This is a genomic window from Streptomyces sp. Xyl84 (assembly GCF_059731885.1).
Window position 1 is genome coordinate 3,514,798 of the sequence record NZ_AP029182.1, and the last position, 21,246, is coordinate 3,536,043.

Annotated in this window: 14 protein-coding genes; 8 read left to right on the forward strand and 6 right to left on the reverse strand. The window is 75.5% G+C overall.

The genetic code is table 11. The annotated features are described in order from the left end of the window. Positions 1–14: 14 nt before the first annotated feature. Positions 15–1,547: a lipase/acyltransferase domain-containing protein gene (locus AC6I72_RS15235; RefSeq protein ID WP_498001337.1), complete on the forward strand. Its 1,533-nt coding sequence runs from the start codon at positions 15–17 to the stop codon at positions 1,545–1,547. A 363-nt stretch (positions 1,548–1,910) separates the two neighbouring features. Next, entirely contained in the window at positions 1,911–3,275 is a 1,365-nt protein-coding gene (locus tag AC6I72_RS15240; RefSeq protein ID WP_498001338.1) for an alkaline phosphatase, read from the forward strand. Positions 3,276–3,362: 87 nt separating this feature from the next. Here AC6I72_RS15240 and AC6I72_RS15245 read toward each other — a convergent pair whose 3' ends face one another. After that, positions 3,363–4,607, reverse strand: coding sequence for an MFS transporter (locus AC6I72_RS15245; protein WP_498001339.1), 1,245 nt, complete (start codon positions 4,605–4,607; stop codon positions 3,363–3,365). A 65-nt stretch (positions 4,608–4,672) separates the two neighbouring features. On the opposite strand from AC6I72_RS15245, the gene AC6I72_RS15250 reads away from it, so the two are divergent. Both AC6I72_RS15250 and AC6I72_RS15255 read left to right on the forward strand, forming a co-directional pair. Beyond that, positions 4,673–5,059 (forward strand): MerR family transcriptional regulator, encoded by a 387-nt coding sequence (locus AC6I72_RS15250; RefSeq protein WP_498001340.1) that lies wholly within the window; start codon positions 4,673–4,675, stop codon positions 5,057–5,059. Between the two features lie 376 nt (positions 5,060–5,435). After that, positions 5,436–6,065: a phosphatase PAP2 family protein gene (locus tag AC6I72_RS15255; protein WP_498001342.1), complete on the forward strand. Its 630-nt coding sequence runs from the start codon at positions 5,436–5,438 to the stop codon at positions 6,063–6,065. Here AC6I72_RS15255 and AC6I72_RS15260 read toward each other — a convergent pair. From AC6I72_RS15260 to AC6I72_RS15280, 5 genes are all read right to left on the reverse strand, one after another. Continuing rightward, positions 6,053–11,218 (reverse strand): DNA repair ATPase, encoded by a 5,166-nt coding sequence (locus AC6I72_RS15260; RefSeq protein WP_498001343.1) that lies wholly within the window; start codon positions 11,216–11,218, stop codon positions 6,053–6,055. The two genes, AC6I72_RS15255 and AC6I72_RS15260, sit on opposite strands and share 13 nt — an antisense overlap. Positions 11,219–11,315: 97 nt before the next feature. Further along, entirely contained in the window at positions 11,316–13,388 is a 2,073-nt protein-coding gene (locus AC6I72_RS15265; protein WP_498001344.1) for a flotillin family protein, read from the reverse strand. An 842-nt stretch (positions 13,389–14,230) separates the two neighbouring features. Then, complete coding sequence (locus AC6I72_RS15270; RefSeq protein ID WP_498001345.1) at positions 14,231–15,043, reverse strand: rod shape-determining protein; 813 nt, start codon at positions 15,041–15,043, stop codon at positions 14,231–14,233. After that, positions 15,040–15,456 carry a TraR/DksA family transcriptional regulator gene (locus AC6I72_RS15275; protein ID WP_498001346.1) on the reverse strand — a complete coding sequence of 139 codons (417 nt, stop codon included), beginning with the start codon at positions 15,454–15,456 and terminating at the stop codon, positions 15,040–15,042. Before AC6I72_RS15275 ends, AC6I72_RS15270 begins: the two co-directional genes overlap by 4 nt. A 58-nt stretch (positions 15,457–15,514) precedes the next feature. Further along, positions 15,515–15,841 (reverse strand): TraR/DksA family transcriptional regulator, encoded by a 327-nt coding sequence (locus tag AC6I72_RS15280; RefSeq protein ID WP_498001347.1) that lies wholly within the window; start codon positions 15,839–15,841, stop codon positions 15,515–15,517. A 457-nt stretch (positions 15,842–16,298) separates the two neighbouring features. Between AC6I72_RS15280 and AC6I72_RS15285 the strand changes: the two genes are divergently transcribed. From AC6I72_RS15285 to secD, 4 genes are all read left to right on the forward strand, one after another. Continuing rightward, complete coding sequence (locus AC6I72_RS15285; protein WP_498001348.1) at positions 16,299–17,462, forward strand: sensor histidine kinase; 1,164 nt, start codon at positions 16,299–16,301, stop codon at positions 17,460–17,462. 2 nt (positions 17,463–17,464) lie between these two features. Beyond that, positions 17,465–18,202 (forward strand): response regulator, encoded by a 738-nt coding sequence (locus tag AC6I72_RS15290; RefSeq protein ID WP_498001349.1) that lies wholly within the window; start codon positions 17,465–17,467, stop codon positions 18,200–18,202. A gap of 140 nt (positions 18,203–18,342) precedes the next feature. Beyond that, positions 18,343–18,903 (forward strand): hypothetical protein, encoded by a 561-nt coding sequence (locus AC6I72_RS15295; RefSeq protein WP_498001351.1) that lies wholly within the window; start codon positions 18,343–18,345, stop codon positions 18,901–18,903. Positions 18,904–18,946: 43 nt separating this feature from the next. Beyond that, entirely contained in the window at positions 18,947–21,220 is a 2,274-nt protein-coding gene (gene secD / locus AC6I72_RS15300; RefSeq protein WP_498001352.1) for a protein translocase subunit SecD, read from the forward strand. Positions 21,221–21,246: the final 26 nt, after the last annotated feature.

Consider the following 21,246-nt stretch of genomic DNA (forward strand, 5'->3'; position numbering starts at 1 on the left):
CCTATTCTTCCGTCATGAGCCCACCGTCGCAGCAGTATCCGGCACCCCGACGTCCTTATCACCTGCCCGGTCTGTCCCCGAACACCACCCAGGACGCCGTGGTCGTCGTCCCCGGCATCATGGGCAGCGAGCTGTACGACGTGGAGCGGGACGCGGTGGTCTGGGGGCTGGCGGACGCCGGCTGGCTGCTGCGCGCCTGGACCACGCCCGGGGGCCTGCGCCCGCTGCACCTGACACCGGACGAGCGCGAGGGGCGGCTGGGCCGCATCCGCGCCCGGCGGCTGCTGGCCACGCCCGCCTGGAGTCCGGTGCTGCGCGGGGTGGAGCCGTACACCGACCTGGTCGCGACCGTCACGCGCAGCGTGGCCGACCCGGCGGCGGTGCTGGAGTTCCCCTACGACTGGCGGCTGCCCGTGGCCGTCAACGCGCGCCTGCTCGCCGCGGCGGCGCGGGCGCATCTCGAACGGTGGCGCGCGCACCCGGCGCACGCGGCGGCGCGCAGGCACCGGGTCGACGAGCGCGAGGGCCGGCTGGTGTTCGTCGCCCACTCCATGGGCGGGCTGCTCACCCTGGCCGCGCTCACCGCTGGCCCGGACGGCGACCTCGCGGCGGACACCCGGGGGGTGTTGACGCTCGGTACGCCCTTCCACGGGTCGGCCGCCGCCGCGCTGATCCTCAACACCGGCCGGGGCACGCCGGTGCCGCTGCCGCACGGGCGGCTGCGCGACCTGGCGACGACCCTGCCGGGCCTGCACGACCTGCTGCCGACGTTCCCGTGTCTGGACGAGGGCCTGGACGTCCGCGCGCTCACCCCCGTCGACGTCGCCGATCTCGGCGGGGACAAGGACCTCGCCGAGCAGTCGCAGGCGTTCCACGAGCGGCTGCGCGGCCGGACGCTGTCCGGGCACCGGGCGGTGGTCGGCATCAGCCAGCGCACGGTGCAGTCGCTGGCGCTGCGCCAGGGCGTCGTGGTGCCCTTCGAGCACTGCTACCGGCAGCACAGCGACGGCGAGCTGATGCGGGACGCGGACGGTGTGCCGCGCCGCTTCGACGTGGCGGGCGACGGAACCGTGCACAAGGAGTCCGCCTCGCTGACCCGGGCGACGGTGCCGCTGGCCCTCCAGCACGGGGCACTGGCCAAGGGGCAGGCGGCGCTGGAGGCGGTCACCTCGTTCCTGGAGGAGGACGAGCACCTCGGCCCGCCGCAGGCCGCGGCCGGCCTGGGGCTGCGGGTGCCGGACCTCGTCGCGCCCGGCACGCCGTGGCCGGTCCACGTGCACGGCGCGGACGGCCCGGCGGGGCTGGAGTGCACGGTCGAGGAGGTGGGCGCACCGGGTGGCTTCCGCGCCCGCGCCGCCCTGTACGCCGAGTACGTGGAGGAGGCGGGGGACGCGGGAGGCGCCGGGGAGTGGGGCGACGAGGTCGTCACCGGACGCGTCACCGTGCCGTCGCCGGGGCTGTACCGGGTCACGCTCGACTCGGGCGACGACACGCCGCTGACCCAGCTCGTCCTGGCGGGACCGGCCGGGCCTCAGCGCGGCGACTGACCGCGGACGGCCGCCGCACGGCGCGCTCGCGCGGGAAGGCGGCCGTCAAACCCGCCCGACGGCGGCTGCCGCACCCGCCCGGCCGGCGGCCGTCCTGCCCGCGCGTCCGCGGCCCTCACTGACGCCGAGAACCTCACGGCCGGGCAACAGGCGTCCCGCCGGCGCGTCCGCGGCCGTCCCGCCCGTACGGACACAGCGGCCGTCACGGCCGCGCGGGCACGGCGGCCGTCATGCCCGCGCAACCAAGGCCGGGTCAGGTCTTTCCCCCTGGTTCACCAAGGACTGGTGGGCTGCACTCCGTCGGCAGCCGCAAGGCATCCGTACGCCACACCCGTCGTACGGCCGTTCCAAGGAGTCGCTCCCATGCACAGACCCACCCGTCGCCAGCTCACGATCGCCACCGCGCTGGCCGCCGCCACCGCGGCCGCGCTGACCGCCACCACCGTGGCCGGCGCCTCGGACACCGCGCAGCACGCCCGGCACGCCGTCCAGGGCGGCAAGGCGAAGAACGTCATCCTGCTGATCGGCGACGGTATGGGTGACTCCGAGATCACCCTCGCCCGGGACTACACGGTGGGCGCGGCCGGCCGTCTGAACATGGACCGGTTCCCGCTCACCGGCGCCTACACGACGTACGCGGTGCACGCCGACGGCACCCCCGACTACGTCACCGACTCCGCCGCCAGCGGCACCGGCTGGGCCACCGGGCACAAGACGGTCAACGGCCGCATCTCCAAGACGCCGGGCACGGACAAGGCCGTCCCGACGATCCTGGAGCTGGCGCAGAAGAACGGCTACGCGACCGGCAGCGTCACCACCGCGGAACTCACCGACGCCACCCCGGCGGTGCTCGCCTCGCACGCCACCGACCGTTCCTGCCAGGGACCGGCCGACATGGCCAAGTGCCCCACCGACACCCTCAAGGCCGGCGGCCCCGGCTCCATCGCCGAGCAGTCCGTCAACCACAAGGTGGACGTCCTCTTCGGCGGCGGCAGGCAGCGCTTCGACCAGAAGGTCACCGACGGGAAGTACAAGGGCCTGACCGTCACCCAGCAGGCGCAGAAGCTCGGCTACCAGGTCGTCACCGACGCCGCGTCGATGAAGGCGGCGAAGCCGGGCCGCCCGGTCCTCGGCCTGTTCGCCCAGGGCAACGTGCCGGTGGAGTGGACCGGCAAGGCGGCCGCCGTCGGCGGCACCGCCCCGCAGCGGTGCGTGACCTCCAACCCGCAGCGCCCGGCGAGCACGCCGAGCCTGGCCGACTCCGCCGCCAAGGCGATCCAGCTCCTGGAGGCCAAGCAGCGGCACGGCCACTCCGGGCAGGGCTTCTTCCTGCAGATCGAGGGCGCCTCGATCGACAAGCAGGACCACGCGGCCGACCCGTGCGGCCAGATCGGTGAGACCGCGGCCTTCGACCGCGCGGTCGAGGTGGCCCGCGACTACGCCGCCAAGCACCCCGACACGCTCGTGGTGACCACCGCCGACCACGGCCACAGCAGCCAGATCGTCCCGGTGGACGCCACCCCGCCCGGGCTGTCCTCCACCCTGGTCACCGACGAGGGCCAGCAGCTGAAGGTCAACTACTCGACCAACACGCCGGGCCAGTCCCAGGAGCACACCGGCACCGAGGTCCGTATCGCCGCCCAGGGACCGCAGGCCTACCGCGTCCTCGGCGTCACCGACCAGACCGGCCTGTTCACCACCGTGCGCGAGGCCCTGCGCCTGCGCTGAGTCCCTGCGCCTGCGTGGAGCCCCGCGGCCTGCCGGCCGCCCGAGCGGGTGCGGGGAGAGGAGCGACACCTCCTCTCCCCGCACCCCTCAGTGCTTTTCCGGGGCGCGCAGGGCGGGGAAGCCGTGCCTGCGCGCCCCGGCCACGACGAGCAGCACCGGCACCAGCAGGGCCAGCACCGTCCACGGGAAGGAGCCCGGCCCGGCCGCGTCGAGCAGGACGCCGCCCGCCGCTCCGCCGACGGCCATGAACGAGTTCCAGGTGGTCACCAGCAGGGGCTGCGCCCGGTCGCCGCCCGCCCCGGTCACCGCCGTCTGCAGCAGCGTGGACACCCCGCCCCAGCCCAGGCCCCACAGCACCACCGCCGGGTACACCAGGGCGCCGCCGCCGGGCGCGGCCAGCAGCGCGGCGGCCAGCAGGAAGGCGGCGGTGCTCGCGAGCGTCAGGGTCCGCAGCAGGCGGTCGACCAGGGCACCGGTGACGACGATGCCCGCCACCGACGCGACGCCGAGCACCAGCAGGACCGTGTCCCGGGCGCCGCCCATGCCGCGCGCGTCCAGGAACGCGGCGATGTAGGTGTAGAGGACGTTGTGCGCCAGGACGTAGGCGGCGACGACGAACAGCACCGGGACCACCCCGGGCAGCCGCAGCGCCCCCAGCACCGGCTCCCTGGTCCCGGACCGCCGGCCGGGGTGGTCCGGCACGGACACGGCGATCCACACCGCGAGCCCCGCCGAGACGACGCTCACCAGGACGAACGTCGCCCGCCAGCCGACCAGGCCGCCCAGCAGGGTGCCGAGGGGGATGCCCAGGGAGAGCGCCAGCGGAACTCCGGCCATGGTGATCGCGATGGCCCGGCCCACCAGGTGCGGGGGCGCCAGCCGGCGGGCGTACCCGACGAGTTCGGCCCACACCACGGCAGCGGCGACCCCGGCGGCGGCGCGGACCACCATGGTCAGCAGGTAGTCGGAGGAGAGCGCGGTCACCGTGTTGGCCACGGCGAAGGTGACCACGGCCGCCAGGACCAGCCGCTTGCGGCGCCAGGCCGCCGTGGCCGCGGTCACGGGCAGCGCCGTCAGGCCGGTGGCGACGGCGTAGACCGTCAGGGTCTGCCCGGCGGCGGACTCGCCGACGGAGAGGCCGCGGGCCATCTCGGGCAGCACACCGGCCGGCAGGGCCTCGGTGACAATGGCCATGAAGGCCGCCGTGGCCAGGGCGAGCAGCGGGGAGAGCGGGAGCCCGCCGCGTTCTTGGCCGGGCGGGGGCGCGGCGGAGGGTTCGGCAGGGAGGACGTCCGTCGGGCGTCCTGGCTCGGACATCTGCGACATCGACATGCCTGTTAGAGTTCAACCTTCACATGTATGTGAGGGTCAACGCGACATGATGTGAGGTGGGCCACATGCGCATCGGGGAGCTGTCCGACCGCACGGGAACCCCGCGCCGGCTGCTGCGCTACTACGAGGAGCAGGGGCTGCTCACCTCCGACCGCCGCCCGAACGGCTACCGCGACTACGACGAGCGCAGCGTGGACCGCGTGCTCCAGATCAGGGGGCTGCTGGAGTCCGGGCTGCCCACCCGGGTCATCAAGCAGATCCTGCCCTGTCTGAAGAAGCCCCGGTCCATCCAGGTCGCCGACGCCACCCCGGAGACGATCGCCACGCTGGAGCGCGAGCGGGACCGGATGACGCGGCGGATCGAGTGCCTGGTGCGCAGCCGGGACGCCATCGCCGTGTACGTGGACGCCGTCCTCGCCGAGCAGCGGGACGCCACACCGTCCTGCGCCTGACGGCCTCGTCCGCCGGGCAGCGGGACGCCCCCGTCCGGCGCGTGCGGCGCCCGACGCCCTCGCCCGCCGCACCCTTGCGCGGCCCCCGCGCACGACCGGGGACCGTACGCCCCGGCCACCCGCGGCGCTCCCCGCCCCCGCACGGCCCCCGCCCCGGAGCGTGCCCCGGCCCCGCACCGCTCCCGCCCGGCAGCGTGTCCCGGCGCACAGCACCGACCCGGCCGTCCGGGCAACCACACCTCCGGCTGCTAACGTCTACCAACCTGTAGACGTTCATCTGTCGGACAACCCGACTTCACGAGGATTCCACTCCTGCACCCACGAGCGTTCACCGCGGCGCTCCCGCCCTAGAGAACCTGGCCCGGAGATCCACCTGATGACGACTTCCTCCCCGACCGCCCTTGCGCTCGACGGCGCGTCCATCGACGGCGGCCTCTACACCGACGTCACCGACTTCGCCCGCCACACGCACTGGCTGAACGGGACGGCCGCCGCCTACTCCTCCATCGGCATGGGCGTCTTCGTGGTCCTGCTGCTGGCGGCCTGGTGGGGCGCCCGGCGGCAGGGGAACTCGGTGATGACCGCCGTACTGGCGACGCCGTTCGCCGTCGTCATCGCCTACGTCGCCAACACCGGCATCAAGGACGTCTTCGTGGAGCCCCGCCCCTGCCGGGCCCTGCCGCACGACTTCCTCATCGAGGCGTGCCCCCCGGTGGACGACTACGCCTTCCCCAGCAACCACACCACGGTCGCCTTCGCCTTCGCCGTCGCGCTGCTGATCGTCAGCCGGTGGCTGGGCTCGATCGCGCTGCTCGCCGCCGTGGTGATGGGGGTCTCGCGGGTCTACGTCGGCGCCCACTACCCGCACGACGTCGCCGCCGGTGCCGTGGTCGGCAGCCTCGTCTCGGTCCTCGTCGTGCTGCTGGCCTTCCGGTACTGCACCCCGCTGGTGCAGCGCCTGCGGGCGGGGGCGCTGCGCCCGCTGCTCGCCGCTCAGACGCCCTGAGCGGCTTCCCCGGCCGCGTTCCCGGCCCCGGCCCCCGCGGCCGGGGCCGCCGCGTGCCGGGGGTGCGCCGCGCCGCCCGGGTGAGCCGTCCCGCCCGTGAGGGCCGCCTCGACGGCGGCCAAGCGGTCGGCCAGCAGGCCGAGGGCGGCGGTCGCGCGGACCAGCGGGTCCTCGGCGGGGCCGCCCAGCGCCCGGCTGCGGGCGTACGCGGCCTTCAGGGCCGCCCAGCGCTCCGCCTGCTCCCCGGTGAGCGTGCCCCGCAGCTCGGCCAGCTTCAGCAGGTTGGCCTCCGCCCCGGTGGCGAGGGTCTGCGCCTCGGCCGTGAAGTGGTCCTCGACGACGGCGGCCGCCTCGGCCTCGTTCATGACCGGCCGCAGCCGCTGGGCGATCTTGTTCATGGTGCGGTACGAACCCTGGAGCCGGAACGGCGGCTCGGTACGCGTCTCCTGCGAGCGGGCGGCGGAGGCGATGTACGCGGCGTTCACCGCGAGGACCGTCTCCCGCGCGGCGAGCAGGTGGCGCAGCACGCCCGTGATCTGCTCCAGCTCGGCCGGGGCGCAGGGGTGCGCGAGCCGGTCCGCGCGGGCCGCCGGGTCCCCCTGCGCCAGCCGGACCAGCAGCTGGAGGTCCTGGCGGTCGCGGCCGGCCAGCGGCGCGAGGACCGGGTTCGCGGTGAGCGCGTTCTCCAGGAAGCTCAGCGCGAAGACGTCCTCCTTGCCGGTGAGCACGTCACCGAGGTTCCACACGTCGGCGCGGTCGGCGAGCATGTCGGGCACGCGGAAGCGCTCGCCGGACTCGGTGTACGGGTTGCCGGTCATGCAGACCGCGAAGCGCTTGCCGCGCAGGTCGTAGGTGCGCGGCTCGCCGTCGCGCACGCCCTCGACGCGGCGGGTGGCGTCGCACAGCGGGATGAACTTCTGCAGCAGCTCGGGTGAGGTGTGCTGGATGTCGTCCAGGTGCAGCAGCGTGTTGTTGCCCGCCGCCAGCGCGAAGTTGATCTTCTCGACCTCCTGGCGGGCGGTGGCGTTCGGGGCCTCGGCCGGGTCGAGCGAGGTGACCGCGTGGCCGAGGGCCGGGCCGCTGACCCGCACCATCATCAGGCCCAGCCGGTCGGCGACGTACTCCATCAGCGTCGTCTTGCCGTAGCCGGGCGGGGAGACGAGCAGCAGCAGACCGCCGGTGTCGGTCCGCTTGTCCTCCCCCGCGGTGCCGATCTGGCGGGCCAGGCTGTCGCCGACGAGCGGCAGGTACACCTCGTCGATGAGGCGGTTGCGGACGAAGGCCGCCAGGGAACGCGGGCGGTGCTCGTCCAGCCGGAGCCGCGCGCGCTCGGCCGCCACCAGTTCGGCACGCCGGCGCTGGTGCGCCCGGAAGGCGGGCACGTCACCGCGCGCGAAACGGTCCGTGCGGGCCAGGAACTCGTCGATCCGCAGCGCGAGGGAGCGGCCGTGGATGCGCGGGTGGGTGCCGAGCAGGCCCTCGGCCACGGTCACCGGGGAGGCGTCGCACTCGTAGCGCGGCAGGTCCGCGCACAGCTCGGCGGCCACCGCCTCGGCCAGGTCCCCGGCCGTGACCTCGGTACCGGTGGAGTCGGCGTACGCCGACAGCCACGCCCCGGCGAGCTGGCGGCGCGCGGCGAGGTCACCGAGCGCGGCCAGGTCCTCGTCGTAGGCCGAACCGCCCACCGTCCGGCGGAACTTGTCCAGCAGGGTGCGGGTGGCAGCGGCGACGGCGAAGCCGTCCGGGCCGGTCGTCAGCTCCTCGAAGAGGTACGCGGCGGCGGCGCGCGCCGCCTCCCGGGCGCCGTCCACGTCCCCGGCGGGGTGCGCGTCCGGCCGCTCACCGGCAGTCCCGGGGCCGCCTCCGCCGAACGCCCCCGGCCCCCCGCCGGCCGCCTGCGCGAGCCCGTCCCCCCGGCCCTGAGCGCCGCCGGCCCCGGCGTCCTCGCCCGGGGCGGGCCTCCACCCGTCCGTGCGGGCGGCAGCGGCCCCGGCCGTCCATGCCCCGATCGCCCGCGCCAGTTCCTCCTCCAGTTCGGTCACGGCGCCCGCCGCCGCCGGGCCGAACGTGTCGCGGGCGCGGGCCAGGGAGCGGGCCCGCCGGGTCCAGGCGGCGCGGGCGTCCGGCGCGGTGCCGTGGGCCCAGAACAACTGGGCCGCGGCCCGGGCGGCGGGCTCGTGGCGCAGCACGCCCACCCGCTCGTACAGCGGGAGCAGGGCGGTGAGGACGACCGTGGCGTCGTGGTCGTGGACGCCCCGCTCGTACCCCTCGTCGTAGGCCTCCTCGGCGGTTCGGCGCACCAGCCCCGGCAGGTCGTCGGCGGCCGCGAGCGCGGCCGGGCCGTGCTCGCGCAGCAGCCGGGCGGCCAGGTACTCGCCGCGGTAGACCTCCGGTGACTCCGAGGGGAGCTGCCGGTCCGCGTACGCGCGCAGCGCGGCGGCGCCGGGGCCGGTGACCGGGGAGCGGTAGTCGGTGCCGGTCAGCGCGAAGGAGAGGCCGTCGCCGTCCGGGACCAGGGTGAGGTCGAGGGGCTGGGTCGTGACGGCGAAGCGGTGGCTGCCCAGGCGGACGGTCCGGCCGCCGTCGTCGTACAGGTCGGTGCGGTCGCGCAGCGCCCGGCCGGCCTCCTGGCGGGCGGCCTTGAGCCGGCCGTCCAGTTCCTCCGCCCGTACCGGATCGCCGATCTCGCGCAGTTCGGCGGCGGTGCGGCGGACCTTGGCGACCATCGGGTCGGAGGCGAAGTAGGTGCTGACCGCGTCGGCGTCGGCGAGGGTGGCCGCGCGCCGGGCGACCGTCAGCAGGATGCGGCCGGCGGCCTCGGCTAGCTGTCCGGCACGGCGGGCGCGGGCGTCCAGGAGTGCCTGCTTGCGGGCGGAGAACGCGTCGTGGACCTCGGTGCGCTTGGTGGTCAGCTCGCCGAGGAAGTCGTCGTACTCGGCGAAGCGGGACTCCAGGTCCTCCAGCCGCGCCAGCGCGCCCGACAGCTGCTCGTCGCACGCCTCGGGGCTGCCGGCGGCGGCCAGCGCGCCGGTGACGGCCTGTCCGAGCAGCGCGAACTCGGCGGCGAACTCGGCGCGGCCCTCGCGTTCGCCGAGCTCCCGGCGGCGGGCGTCGAGGAGGGCGCGGGCACGGTTGACCCCGCCGAGCACCCCGGCGACGCGCTGGAGGACCGAGGTGCGCACGGTGGCGTCGCCGATGTCGAGGCCCGCGACGACCTCGGTGACCGTGCGCAGCGCGCCCGCCAGGTCGTCGAGCCGGGCGGCGACCGGCCGCGCCGCGGCCACGGACTCGATCGCCCCGGCGTCCGCGGCGAGCTGTCCGACGTCCCGGAGGTGGTCGGCGAAGGCGTCCTCGCGGGCGAGGAAGGTCACGGCCCGCTTGCCGAAGGCGGCGAGGTCGCTCTCGGCCCCGGCGGCGAGTTCGTCGATGCGGGCGGTGTCGGCGTAGCGCATCTCCTTCAGGGTGAGCAGGTGCCCCTGGGCCCGGCGCAGTTCGGTCAGGCCGCTCACCCAGGCGGCGGCGCCGCGCGGTGCCTCGCCGCGCAGCCGCCGCACCACGGCGGCGAGCCGTTCGGCCGCCTCCTCCAGCGCCTCGGCCGCCCGCCGGGTCAGGTCCCGCACGGTGCGGAACTCGCCCAGCACCTGCTCGGCGGTGGCCCGTACGGCCTCCAGGGGGGTGCGCAGGTCCCCGAGGCCGGTCTCGCCCAGCCAGTGGTGGGTGTCGGCGGCGCGCACGCAGGCGGCGGCCAGCGCCTCGTACACCTCCACGGTCGGTGTGGTCTCGGCGACGGCGCGGCTGATGGACAGGCAGTCGGAGATGCCGCGCACCAGGTCGGCGTTGCCGACGCGGGCCAGGGGGCCGGTGCCCGCGGTGGCGGCGGCGTGCGTGTCCGAGACGTACGGGGAGGTCCACCGCTGGATCGGGTGCACCCGGGCCGGCTCCGGGGCCGTGCCCGCCGGGTCCGCGCGCAGCGCGAGCAGTGCGCCGTCCTCGAACAGCGCCCAGCCGTGGCAGGTCAGCGGGGTCGCGACCTCCTCGCGGATGGTGTTGTACGACAGCAGCAGGCCGCGTCCCTCGGCGGGCGCGTGGAAGGCGTACAGCACGTCCTCGCCGTAGGGCGAGCGCACCTCGCGCTCGAACTCCAGGCCGCTCGTGTCCAGTTCGTACGTCTTGTACGCCCCGGTGGCCAGGCAGTAGCCGCCGGGGAAGACGATGCCCTGGTCCTCGGGCAGGCGGCGGCAGGCCCGGCCGATGCCGTCGAGGCGGACGACCGAGCGGGTGAGGGTGTTGAAGACCAGGTGGCGGTGGGCGTCCTCCTTGTAGGGGCGGACGCGCAGCAGGATCAGCGCGCCGACGCGCGCGTGCGCGATCTCGGCGTCGGCGAGCGCCTGCAGCGGCTCGTCCACCGGCTCGCTGTGGACGCCCTCGCCGGTCTCGGTGTCGTCCTCGGTCTTGACGGTGAGGGTGCCGCCGACGGTGGAGACGTAGATCTCGCCGGCGACCGCGACGTGCGGGTGGCGGCCGAGGCGGTGGTCCTCGCGGGTCGCCTCGGTCCAGGTGAAGTCGTGGGCGGGCGGCAGCACGTGGTCGCGTTCGCCGCGCGCGTCGAGGAAGGCGGCCCGCCCGTCACCGGTCAGGTTCCAGCGCAGGACGCGGATGTCACCGGCCTTCTCACCGGTGCCGAAGACGGCCAGCAGCCGTCCCTCGACCCGGTGCAGCCGCAGCAGCCGGGCCTGCCGGTAGTAGCGGTGCAGGGCCGCGAACTCCCGTACGAACGCCGGGTCGTCGAGCAGGCCGGGGACGGCGTCCTCGGGCAGCGGTTCCAGGTCCCGGTCGTACAGGGCGAGGACGTCACCGATCCGGGGCTCGGGCCGGGTGCCGTCGTCCGGACCGGCGTGCGCGCCGTTGTACCCGAACAGCAGCCGGTCACCGACGGCGACGACGTCCCGGGGCACGCTCGGGTGCTCGGTGCGCAGCCGCCCGGTGCCGGTCAGGCCGAGCCGGGTGGCGCCGAACTCCGCGGCCCGGCGGGCGTTGAGCTGTTCGGCGCCGCGGGCCAGCTCCGCGGCCTGGGCGGCCAGCCGGTCGCGCAGCACCTCGTAGGTGCCGCTGTCCACGGCGCCGTACGGACCCGGCTGCTGGGCGGTTGCCATGGACGTGCGTCCCTTCGAAGGCTCGGGATGGTGGGGAGCGTGGGCCCCGCGCAGCCGCCGACCCCCGTACGGCGGCTGCGCCGGGCCCCCTGGACCGTCAGGCCCGGGCGGTGCCGTTGACGGCGAGGGCGGTGACCGGGGTGTCGGCCAGGCCCAGTTCGCCCGCGCGGTCCAGGAGCTGCTGGAACCGGCCGGCGTGCGTGCCGCCGGAGTTCATCAGCTTCATCAGCAGTGCGGACACGGTCAGGTTCTGCACGTCGGCCGTGGAGACCGAACCGAGGATCCGGCCCAGGTCGTCGGCGAGGCTCGCCGAACCGTCCAGGTAGGGCCCGGCCAGCGCCTGCGCCGTCCCCGAGTGCTCGACGAACCCGTCGACGCCCTTGCCGAGCGAGACCGCGTTCACCAGCCGGTCGAAGAAGACCGAGTCGCCGCCCACGATGTCGATGTCGGCGTTCTCCAGGCCGGTCGCCAGCACCGTGGCCTGCGCCTCGGCGACCTGGCGCTGCACGTCGAGCCCGGCGAGCCGGATCTCCTTCTCCGCCTGGAGGCGCAGCCGGTACTCCTCGTGACCGCGCGAGGCCTCGTCCAGGGCGGCCATCGCCGCCGCCTTCTCGGTCAGGCCCGCCGCCTCCGCCTTCAGCTTCTCGCCGATCGCGGTCGCCTCGGCCAGCGCCTTGGCCTGCGCGCCCTCGGCCTCGGCCCGCAGCCGCGCCTGGGTGCCCTCGGCCTCCGCGAGCATCCGCGCCTGGGTGGCCCCGGCCTCCGCGCGGCCGGTCTTCTCGACGACCTCGGCCTCCTTGTCGCGGACCTGCACGGCGGCCAGTCCCTCGGCGGCGGCCTCCGCCTGGATGCCCTCGGCCATCCGCAGTTTGGCGCGGGCCTCCAGATCGGCGGACTTCAGCCGGGCCTCGGCCAGGGTCAGCTCCTCGGCGGCGCGGTGCGTGGCGGCCTGCTCGGCGGCCTCCGCGGCCTTGATGTCCTTGACCAGCTTCTCCTGTGCCTCCGCCTCGGCGGCGATGATGATCGCCTGCCGCTCGCGCTCCGCCTCCTCCACGGCGCGCAGCTTCTTGATGGACTCCTCCTGCTCGGCGACGGTGCGGTCCACCGCGACCCGCTCGCGCACGACCTCGGCGATCTCCCGCTTCTCCGCCTCGACCTCCTTGTCGGCGGAGATCTTCGTCAGCTGGGTCTCGCGCTCGCGGGCGATGACCTCCAGCATGCGGTCCTTCTCGATGCGCTCGTTCTCGACGGCGATGACCCGCTCGCGGTTCTTCGCGGCGACGGCGACCTCGCGGGCCTGGTTCTCGCGCTGCACCCCGAGCTGCTCCTCGGTGCGCAGGAAGGCGCTCTGGGCGCGCAGCCGCTCCTCCTCGACGACCCGGGCGGTCTCGGCCTCCTCGCGGGCCCGGGAGGTCTCGATCTCCCGCTTCTGCTTGATCTCGGCGTCCGCCTGCCGGCGCTCCAGCTCCAGGATGGTCTCGCGCGCGTCGACGTTCTGCCGGGTGATCTCCTTCTCCTCGGTGCGCTGCGCCTCGTTGGTGCGCACGTGCTCGACGGCCGTCAGCTCGGTGATCTTTCGGATGCCCTGCGCGTCGAGGACGTTGGCCGGGTCGAGCTGGGACAGCGGCGTCTGCTCCAGGTAGTCGATCGCCGCGTCCTCCAGGTGGTACCCGTTGAGGTCGACGCCGATCAACTCGATGATGTGGTACCGCAGTTCCTCGCGCTTGGTGTAGAGGTCGGTGAAGTCCATCTGCTTGCCGACGGTCTTCAGCGCCTCGGAGAACTTCGCGTGGAACAGCTCCTGCAGGGTGTCCTGGTGGCTGGCGCGCGCCGTGCCGACGGCCTGGGCGACCTTGATGACGTCCTCGGCGGTCTTGTTGACCTTCACGAAGAACGAGATGCGGATGTCGGCGCGGATGTTGTCCCGGCAGATGAGCCCGTCGCGCCCCGAGCGGGTGATCTCGATGGCCTTCACCGAGATGTCCATCACCTCGGCCTTGTGCAGCACCGGCAGCACGACCTGTCCGGTGAAGGTCACGTCGACCTTGCGGGTCTTGGAGACGATGAGCGCCTTGCCCTGCTCCACCTTGCGGAACAGCCGGGAGAAGACGAACAGCGCGAGCAGTACGAGTATCAGAATGGCCGCGACGAGCGCGCCGATGACAACCATGGCAAACGTCCCCTGGAGTAACGAAGTTGTGGCGTGCGGGCGGCGACTTCGGACCCGGTCGGCGGGCCCGGTGTCTCGGTGTCAGCTATCGACGCCCGGCCGCCGGTCCCGGTTCCTGCTCCGCGCGCGCCGCTTTCCGCGGCCGTTCCCGCGGCCCCCGCCGGAGCCACCGGTTCCGGTGTACGTCCGCGGGTACGGCGGCCGGTTCGGGTGCCCGTCCCCCGTACGGCGGCCGGTTCCGGCGTCCGTTCCCCGCACGAAGCACGAAGACCGAAGACCGAAGAGCGGTTCCGGTGCCGGTGCCGGTTCCCGCGTACGAAGACCGGTTCCGGTGCCGGTTCCCGTGCCCGGCGCGGCCGGTCGCGGGCGGCCGTCCTGGCGGTGCGGACCCGGACGGCCCCCTCCGCGCGGCCCCCCTGCGGCCGTGACGGCCGCGTAGGTGAATCCCCCCTCTCCCCCGTACGGTTCCCGGCGCGGCCCGGCACTGCCGGGTCCCGGCACCGGAAACCGTCCGTAGTGCTCCCCTGGCGCCATCATGCCCGCGTACAGGCGCGCCGCGCATTGCCGGTTCCCGGCAGTCTTCACCCCTTTCTCCATGCCGGGGCCGCACCCGTGACCGCGGAAGGGGGACGGCAGGGCCCGGCAGGTGGCCCGGCCGAGCCGGACCGGGCCGGTGCGTCCGGAGCCGCGTCCAGAACATGGTGCTGCCGTCAGTCGCTCATGAGGCCCCCGCAGGACCGGCAGCGGGGCGCGGCCCGGTGAGGGATCCGGGCGAGGCGGCCGGTGACGGCGGCCGGGAAGACACCGCCGGCGCTCCGCCCCTCGTGATCCCGTGAGGGACGTCATCGAGGGTGCCGGCGGAGCGGGAAGGGGCCGCCCGCCGACGGATGGGCGTGGGCCGATCGCAGGAGGGTGGCCGCACCCCGGACGGCCGCCGTGTGCGGGGCCGCCACGGGAACGAGGGGGGTGTGCAGGCGGCCGGTGAGGCGGTAGACGATCTCGGGGCGGAGGGCGCCGCCGCCGGCCAGCAGCGCGCCCCGGCGCAGGGCGTCCGCGGTGAGCGTGGTGCGGTCCTGGCGCTCCATCGCGCTCACCATGGCGGCCACCGCCTCGCCGATCTCCGCCGGGCCGACGGTGTCCAGGTCACCGGTGCCGAGCGCGGTGCGGCGCGCGTCGACGACCGCGCCGTCCGCCAGCAGCACCACCTCGGTGAGCTGGGCGCCGACGTCGACGACGAGCAGCGGCCGGGACAGGTCGGCGCCCGCGCCGAGGGCGACCGCGCGGGCGCCGGGGACGGTCAGGACGCCGCGCGGGCGCAGCACCTGCACGGCCGTACGGGCCTGGGCACGGAAGGCGACGCCGTCCAGCACGGGCGCGGTGAGCACGACCAGCGGGCGGCCGAAGCGGGGCAGCCGGTGGGCGAGCAGCCGGGACAGCATGCGGGCGGTGCCCGGGGTGTCGACGATCGTGCCCCGCTGGATCGGGTACGCGGCCCCGGCACCGGGGAAGGTCACCGTCGGCACGTCCAGGACCAGGCCCCGGCCGGCCACCCACGCCCGGGTGCGGGCACTGCCCAGGTCGAGGGCGACGCCGAAGCGGGGGCCGGGCACCGGCCACGGGCGGCGCGCCGGCCACGGCCTGCGGGACAGCGTCACCGGCCCGCCTCCCTGACCTGCTGGCAGCGGGCGCAGTAGCGCGCCTGCGGCACTATCTCCAGGCGCTCGCGCGCGATCGGCCCCCGGCACAGGTGGCAGGCGCCGTAACTGCCGTCGTCCATGCGCGCGAGGGCCGCCTCCACGTCGGCCAGGACCATCCGGGCGGAGGCGGCGAGCTGGACGCGGACCTCGACCTGGGCGGCGGCCCGCTGCTCGAGCAGGGCGTCCGCGCGGGAGACCGCGGCGGCCGTGATCTGCTCCAACTGCTCCCGCCGGAACAGGCGCTGCTCGTGCAGGTTCTCGCGGAGCGCGGCGAGGTCCTCGGCGGTCAGCGCACCGGAGCGCGGCGCGCCGGAGGACGGGGTCCGGCGCGGCGGTCGTGTGCCGTGGTCGGCGATGGTCTGGTGGTTCACCGGTTCACCCCTCGGGCAGGGCGGGAGACGAGTGCGGGCAGGGCCTGCCGGCGGGCGGTCAGACCGCCCCGCGCCGGCAGGCGACGCAGTGGCTGGTGTAGGGGAGGATCTCCAGGCGTTCGGCGGGGACCGGTGCGGCGCAGGCCACGCAGGTGCCGTAGGTGCCGTCCTCGATGCGCGCGAAGGCGGCGTCGATCTCCTTGAGCACCCGCCCGATGGCATCACGCTGGGCGGACATCAGGTGGTCGTCCGCGCTCTGTCCGGTGTCGGTGAGCGCCTGGAGCTGGACCAGCCGGGTGCCCCGGGCGTGTTCGAGCCGCCGGCGGGCCTCCTCGGCGGTGAGGCGTTCGAGGCGGGGTGCGGTCCGGGCGGCGTCGGAGGGCATGGCGGATCCTTTCTCCGAAGGAGGGTGGGGAGGGGGACGGGGGCGCGCATTCATCAGCCTGGCGGGTGCGGCGGCCCGCGGCCATCGGTCCCGGAACCCATTTGCGGGGGGTCGCGGGATCCACACCGGGCGGGCCGGACCGGGCGGACCGGCGGACATGGGTGGGGCGTGCCCCGCGAAATGGGCGCCACGACCCATCGACGCGCCCGCCGGGGAGGCGGGAGGCTCGACGGCGTACGGCACCACGGCACGACCACGCGACGTCACCACGTCACCCCGACGGGCGTGCGGCACCACGGAAGGCGTACGCCCCCGCGGAGGGCGTACGGCAGGACAGGACGACCGGGACAGGGCCCGCGGCCCGCCCGCGACGTGCGATGGCCGACAGTGGAGGAGTACAGGCCACGCCGGTCACGTCAGGTGCGCGGGCCGCGTCAGGTGAGGAGGAACGACCCCGGTGTCGCTGTTCTGGCGGATCTTCGGGCTCAACGCCGTGGTGCTCGGTTCGGCGACCGCGCTGCTGCTGTGGGCCCCGGTGACCGTCTCCGTACCGGTCGTGCTGACCGAGGCCGTCATCCTGGTCGGCGGACTCGTCGTCATGCTGGTCGCCAACGCGGCACTGCTGCGCTGGGGGCTGGCCCCGCTGGACCGGCTGACGAAGCTGATGACCACCGTCGACCTGCTGCGGCCGGGCCAGCGGCTGCCCGCCGCGGGCGGCGGCGAGGTCGCCGAGCTGATCCGCACGTTCAACGCCATGCTCGACCGGCTGGAACAGGAGCGCGCCACCAGCAGCGCCCGGGTCCTGCTCGCCCAGGAGGCCGAGCGGCGCCGTATCGCCCAGGAACTGCACGACGAGGTGGGACAGAGCATGACCGCGACCCTGCTGGCGCTCAAGCGGGCGGCCGACCAGGCCGGGCCGCCGCTGCGCGACGAGCTGCACCAGGCCCGGGAGATCACCCGGGAGAGCCTGGACGAGGTGCGGCGGCTGGTGCGCCGGCTGCGGCCCGGTGTCCTGGACGACCTCGGCCTGATCAGCGCGCTGACCTCGCTCACCTCGGGCTTCGCCACCCACACCGGACTGGAGGTCGTACGCCGCTTCGACCCCGGCCTGCCCGCCCTGGAGCCCGAGACCGAACTGGTCCTCTACCGGGTCGCCCAGGAGAGCCTGACCAACGCCGCCCGCCACGCGGAGGCCGAGCGCGTCGAGGTGAGCCTCCGCCGCACCGAGGGCGCCGTGGTGCTGGCCGTCACCGACGACGGGCGCGGCATCAGGACGGCCTGCGAGGGGGCCGGCATCCGCGGGATGCGCGAGCGGGCCCTGCTCATCGGGGCCGCCCTGGACATCGGCGACGCCACCGGCCGGGCGGACGACGCGTGCCCGGCGGCCGCCCCGGGACCCGGTGGCACCGCGCGCCCGGCGGACGCCGCACGCCGCCCCGCGACCACCGCACCCGCGACCGCCGCGGGGCCGGTGGGCGCCGTACGCCCGGCCGGCCCCCCGAGCCCGGTGGACGCCCTCGGTCCGGCGGGCGCCACCGCCCCGCGGCGCGCCACCAGCCCCGCGAGCGGCCCCGGCACCCGGGTCCGGCTCACCGCGCCCGTCCCCGGAAAGCGACCCTGACCATGCCCGTGCCCCTGCCCGACGACCGGTTTCCCGCCCCCGTGCCCGGCGACCGGCCCGCACGCCCCCGCACCGGCGACGGCCGCGCCCCGGTACCCGTCCGCATCCTGCTCGCCGACGACCACGCGCTGGTCCGGCGCGGCGTGCGGCTCATCCTCGACCAGGAACCGGACCTCGAAGTGGTCGCCGAGGCCGGCGACGGGGCGGAGGCCATCGAGATGGCCCGCACGCACGACGTCGACCTCGCGGTCCTGGACATCGCCATGCCCCGGCTGACCGGTCTGCAGGCCACCCGTGAACTGGCCTCCCTCAAGCCGGACCTGCGCATCCTCATGCTCACGATGCACGACAACGAGCAGTACTTCTTCCAGGCGCTGAAGGCCGGCGCCTGCGGCTACGTGCTGAAGTCGGTCGCCGACCGCGATCTGGTCGCCGCCTGCCGGGCCGCGATGCGCGACGAACCGTTCCTGTACCCGGGCGCGGTGACCGCGCTGATCCGCAACTACCTGGACCGGGTCCGGCACGGCGAGGAGACCCCCGACCAGGTCCTGACCCCCCGCGAGGAGGAGGTCCTCAAGCTGGTGGCGGAGGGCCACTCCTCCAAGGAGATCGCCGGCCTCCTGTTCATCAGCGTCAAGACGGTCCAGCGGCACCGCGCCAACCTGCTGCACAAACTGGGCCTGCGCGACCGACTCGAACTCACGCGGTACGCCATCCGCGCCGGACTCGTCGAGCCCTGACCGCCGCACCGGTGCGCGGCCGCCCCCGGTACGGCCGGGTGCCGCCACCCCCACGACCACCCGGGATCCCGGCCGCCACTCCCCGGCCGGGGTCCCGGGTTCGACCGCCACCGACCGGCCCGCAGGAAGGGGAACGGCGCATGCACCGCGTGTCACGCACCGCCGCCCCGGCGCTCCTCGCCCTGCTGGCGGCCGTCCTGCTGATCCTGCCGTCCGTGCTCCGGGCCTTCGCGGCGGACGCGCCGGCCACGGCGCACCCGGCGGCCGCCACGGCCGCGCACCCCTCCGTGTCCGTCTCCGTCCCGGCCGGCGCGGCGAACGGCACGACCGCACACCGCTCCGTGTCCGTCTCCGTCCCGGCCCCGCACACCAGCGACCCCCGCAACACGCCCGCCCCGCACACCGGCGACCCCCGCAACACTGCCGCCCCCGCCCCGCACACCGACAGCCCCCGCAGCGACACCGCCCCGCGCGCCACCACCCCCTGTCCCACCGCCTGCCTCCTCCACGCCGGGCCGCGGCCCGAGCCGCAGCGCGAACGTCCCGCCGCTCCCGGCCACCCGGCCACCGCCGCTCCCGTCACCGCGGTCCCCGCGCCGGGCCCCGGACGCGCCCCGCCGTCCCGTGCTCCCGCCGCCGCCTCCCCCGCCCCCGCGGTCCCCGGCCGGGACCGCGCCCCGCCCGCACCCTCCGGCACCTGACCCCTCGCTCCACTCACCCCTTCCGTGCCGCCGGAGGCATCCGTTGATCCGCTCCGCCCGGGTGAGGGCGCTGTTCGCCCTCGCCGTCGTCGCCGTGTCCCTGTACATCACCCTGACCGTGCCCGTCCGTCTCGGACTCGATCTGCGCGGCGGCACCCAGATCGTGCTGGAGACCCGGTCCACACCGACCGCCGAGGCCGGCCGCGCGGCCACCGACCGCACCCTGGAGGTGCTGCGCGGCCGGGTCGACGCGCTCGGTGTCGCCGAACCGACCCTCGTCCGCTCGGGCGCGCACCGGATCATCGTCGAGCTGCCGGGTGTGCAGGACCCGAAGGAGGCGGCGGGCGTGCTGGGCCGCACCGCCCAGCTGACCTTCCACCCGGTCCTCGGCCCGGCCGGCACCGGCACGCCCGGCACCACCGCGCCCCCCTCCGCCGGTGCCCCCGCCGGCGAACAGGTCCTGCCCGACGAGTCCGGGCAGCGGCTGCGGCTCGCCGCGCCCGCCCTGACCGGCAAGGACGTGCGGGGCGCCGACGCCCGGTTCGACGCGGAGAGCGGCGCCGGGTGGCACGTCACCGTCGACTTCGACCGGGCGGGCCGGGGCCGCTGGGCGGAGCTGACCGGCCGGGCCGCGTGCCGGCCGGCCGGCGACCCCGCGCGCCGGGTCGCGATCGTGCTGGACGGCCGGATCATCTCCTCACCCCAGGTCGATCCCTCGGTCGGCTGCGGCACGGGCATCACGGGCGGCTCCACACAGATCACCGGCTCCTTCGGCGACCGCGAGGCCCGCGAACTGGCCCTGCTGGTCAGCGGCGGCGCCCTGCCCGTGCCGGTCGAGACGGTGGAGCAGCACACCGTCGGCCCGACCCTCGGCGCGCGGGCCATCACGGCGAGCGCCTGGGCCGCGGCCGTCGGCACCGCGCTGACCGCGCTGTTCATCGTCGTGATGTACCGGCTGATGGGCGTCCTGGCGGCGGTGGCGCTGCTCTCGTACGGGCTGATCTCCTACGCCGCCCTGGCCGCGCTCGGTGCCACGCTGACCCTGCCCGGCCTGGCCGGCTTCGTGCTGGCGATCGGCATGGCGGTGGACGCCAACGTGCTGGTCTTCGAACGTGCCCGGGAGGAGTACGCCTCCCGGCAGCGGCCCACCGTCCGCTCGGCGCTGAGCGCCGGGTTCCGCAACGCCTTCAGCGCCGTCGCCGACTCCAACGTGACCACGCTGATCGCGGCCGGGCTGCTGTTCTTCCTGGCCTCGGGTCCGGTGCGCGGCTTCGGCGTCACGCTCGGCATCGGTGTCCTGGCGTCCATGGTGAGCGCGCTGGTGGTGACCCGGGTGCTCGCCGACTTCGCCGTCGGCCGCCGGTGGGTGCGCCGCCGCCCCTCGGCCAGCGGGCTGGCGACCACAGGGCGGGTGCGCGACGAGCTGGTGCGGCGGGCGCCGCGGCTGATGCGCCGGCCGCGCCGCTGGCTGGCCGTGTCCGGCGTGGTGCTGGTGCTCGCCGGGTCGGGCGTCCTGGTGCGCGGCCCGCAGCTCGGCGTCGAGTTCACCGGCGGCCGGATGATCGCGTACGAGACCGTGCGGGCCGTGGATCCCGAGCGCGCCCGTGCCGCGCTGGCCGGCGCGGGGCTCGGCCGGGCGGTCGTGCAGTCCTCCGGGGAGCGGGGGCTGACCGTGCGCACCGGGGAGCTGACCGACGCCGAGGCGGCCGGGGTGAAGCGGACCGTCGCCTCGCTGGGCGGGGGTGCGCGGACCGTGCGCGACGAGCTGATCGGGCCGAGCCTGGGCGCGGAGCTGCGCCGGGACGCCCTGATCGCGCTCGCGGTGGCCCTGGGCGCCCAGTTGCTGTACCTCGCGGTCCGCTTCCGGTGGCTGTTCGGCACGGCGGCGGTCGTGGCCCTCGCGCACGACGTGGTCGTCCTCGTGGGGGTCTTCGCCTGGCTGGGCAAGCCGCTGGACGGGGTGTTCCTGGCCGCGCTGCTCACCGTGATCGGCTACTCGGTGAACGACTCGGTCGTGGTCTTCGACCGGGTGCGGGAACTGGTGCGGCGCGAGCCCCGGGCGCCGCTGGACCGCCTCGCCGATCTGGCGGTCGTGCAGACGCTGCCCCGGACCGTGAACACCGGGACGGGCGCCCTGCTCATTCTTTGCTCTCTGGCCGTCCTGGGCGGGGACTCCCTGGCCGATTTCGCGCTCGCGCTGCTCGTCGGGCTCGCCGTCGGGACGTACTCGTCGGTGTTCACCGCCGTCCCCGCCGCGGTCGCGCTGCACGGCCGTGGCCGACGGAGCATGCCCAGCCGGAAGCGAGCCGAAACATAGCTTTCCGGACCCTTGCTTGGTGCAAT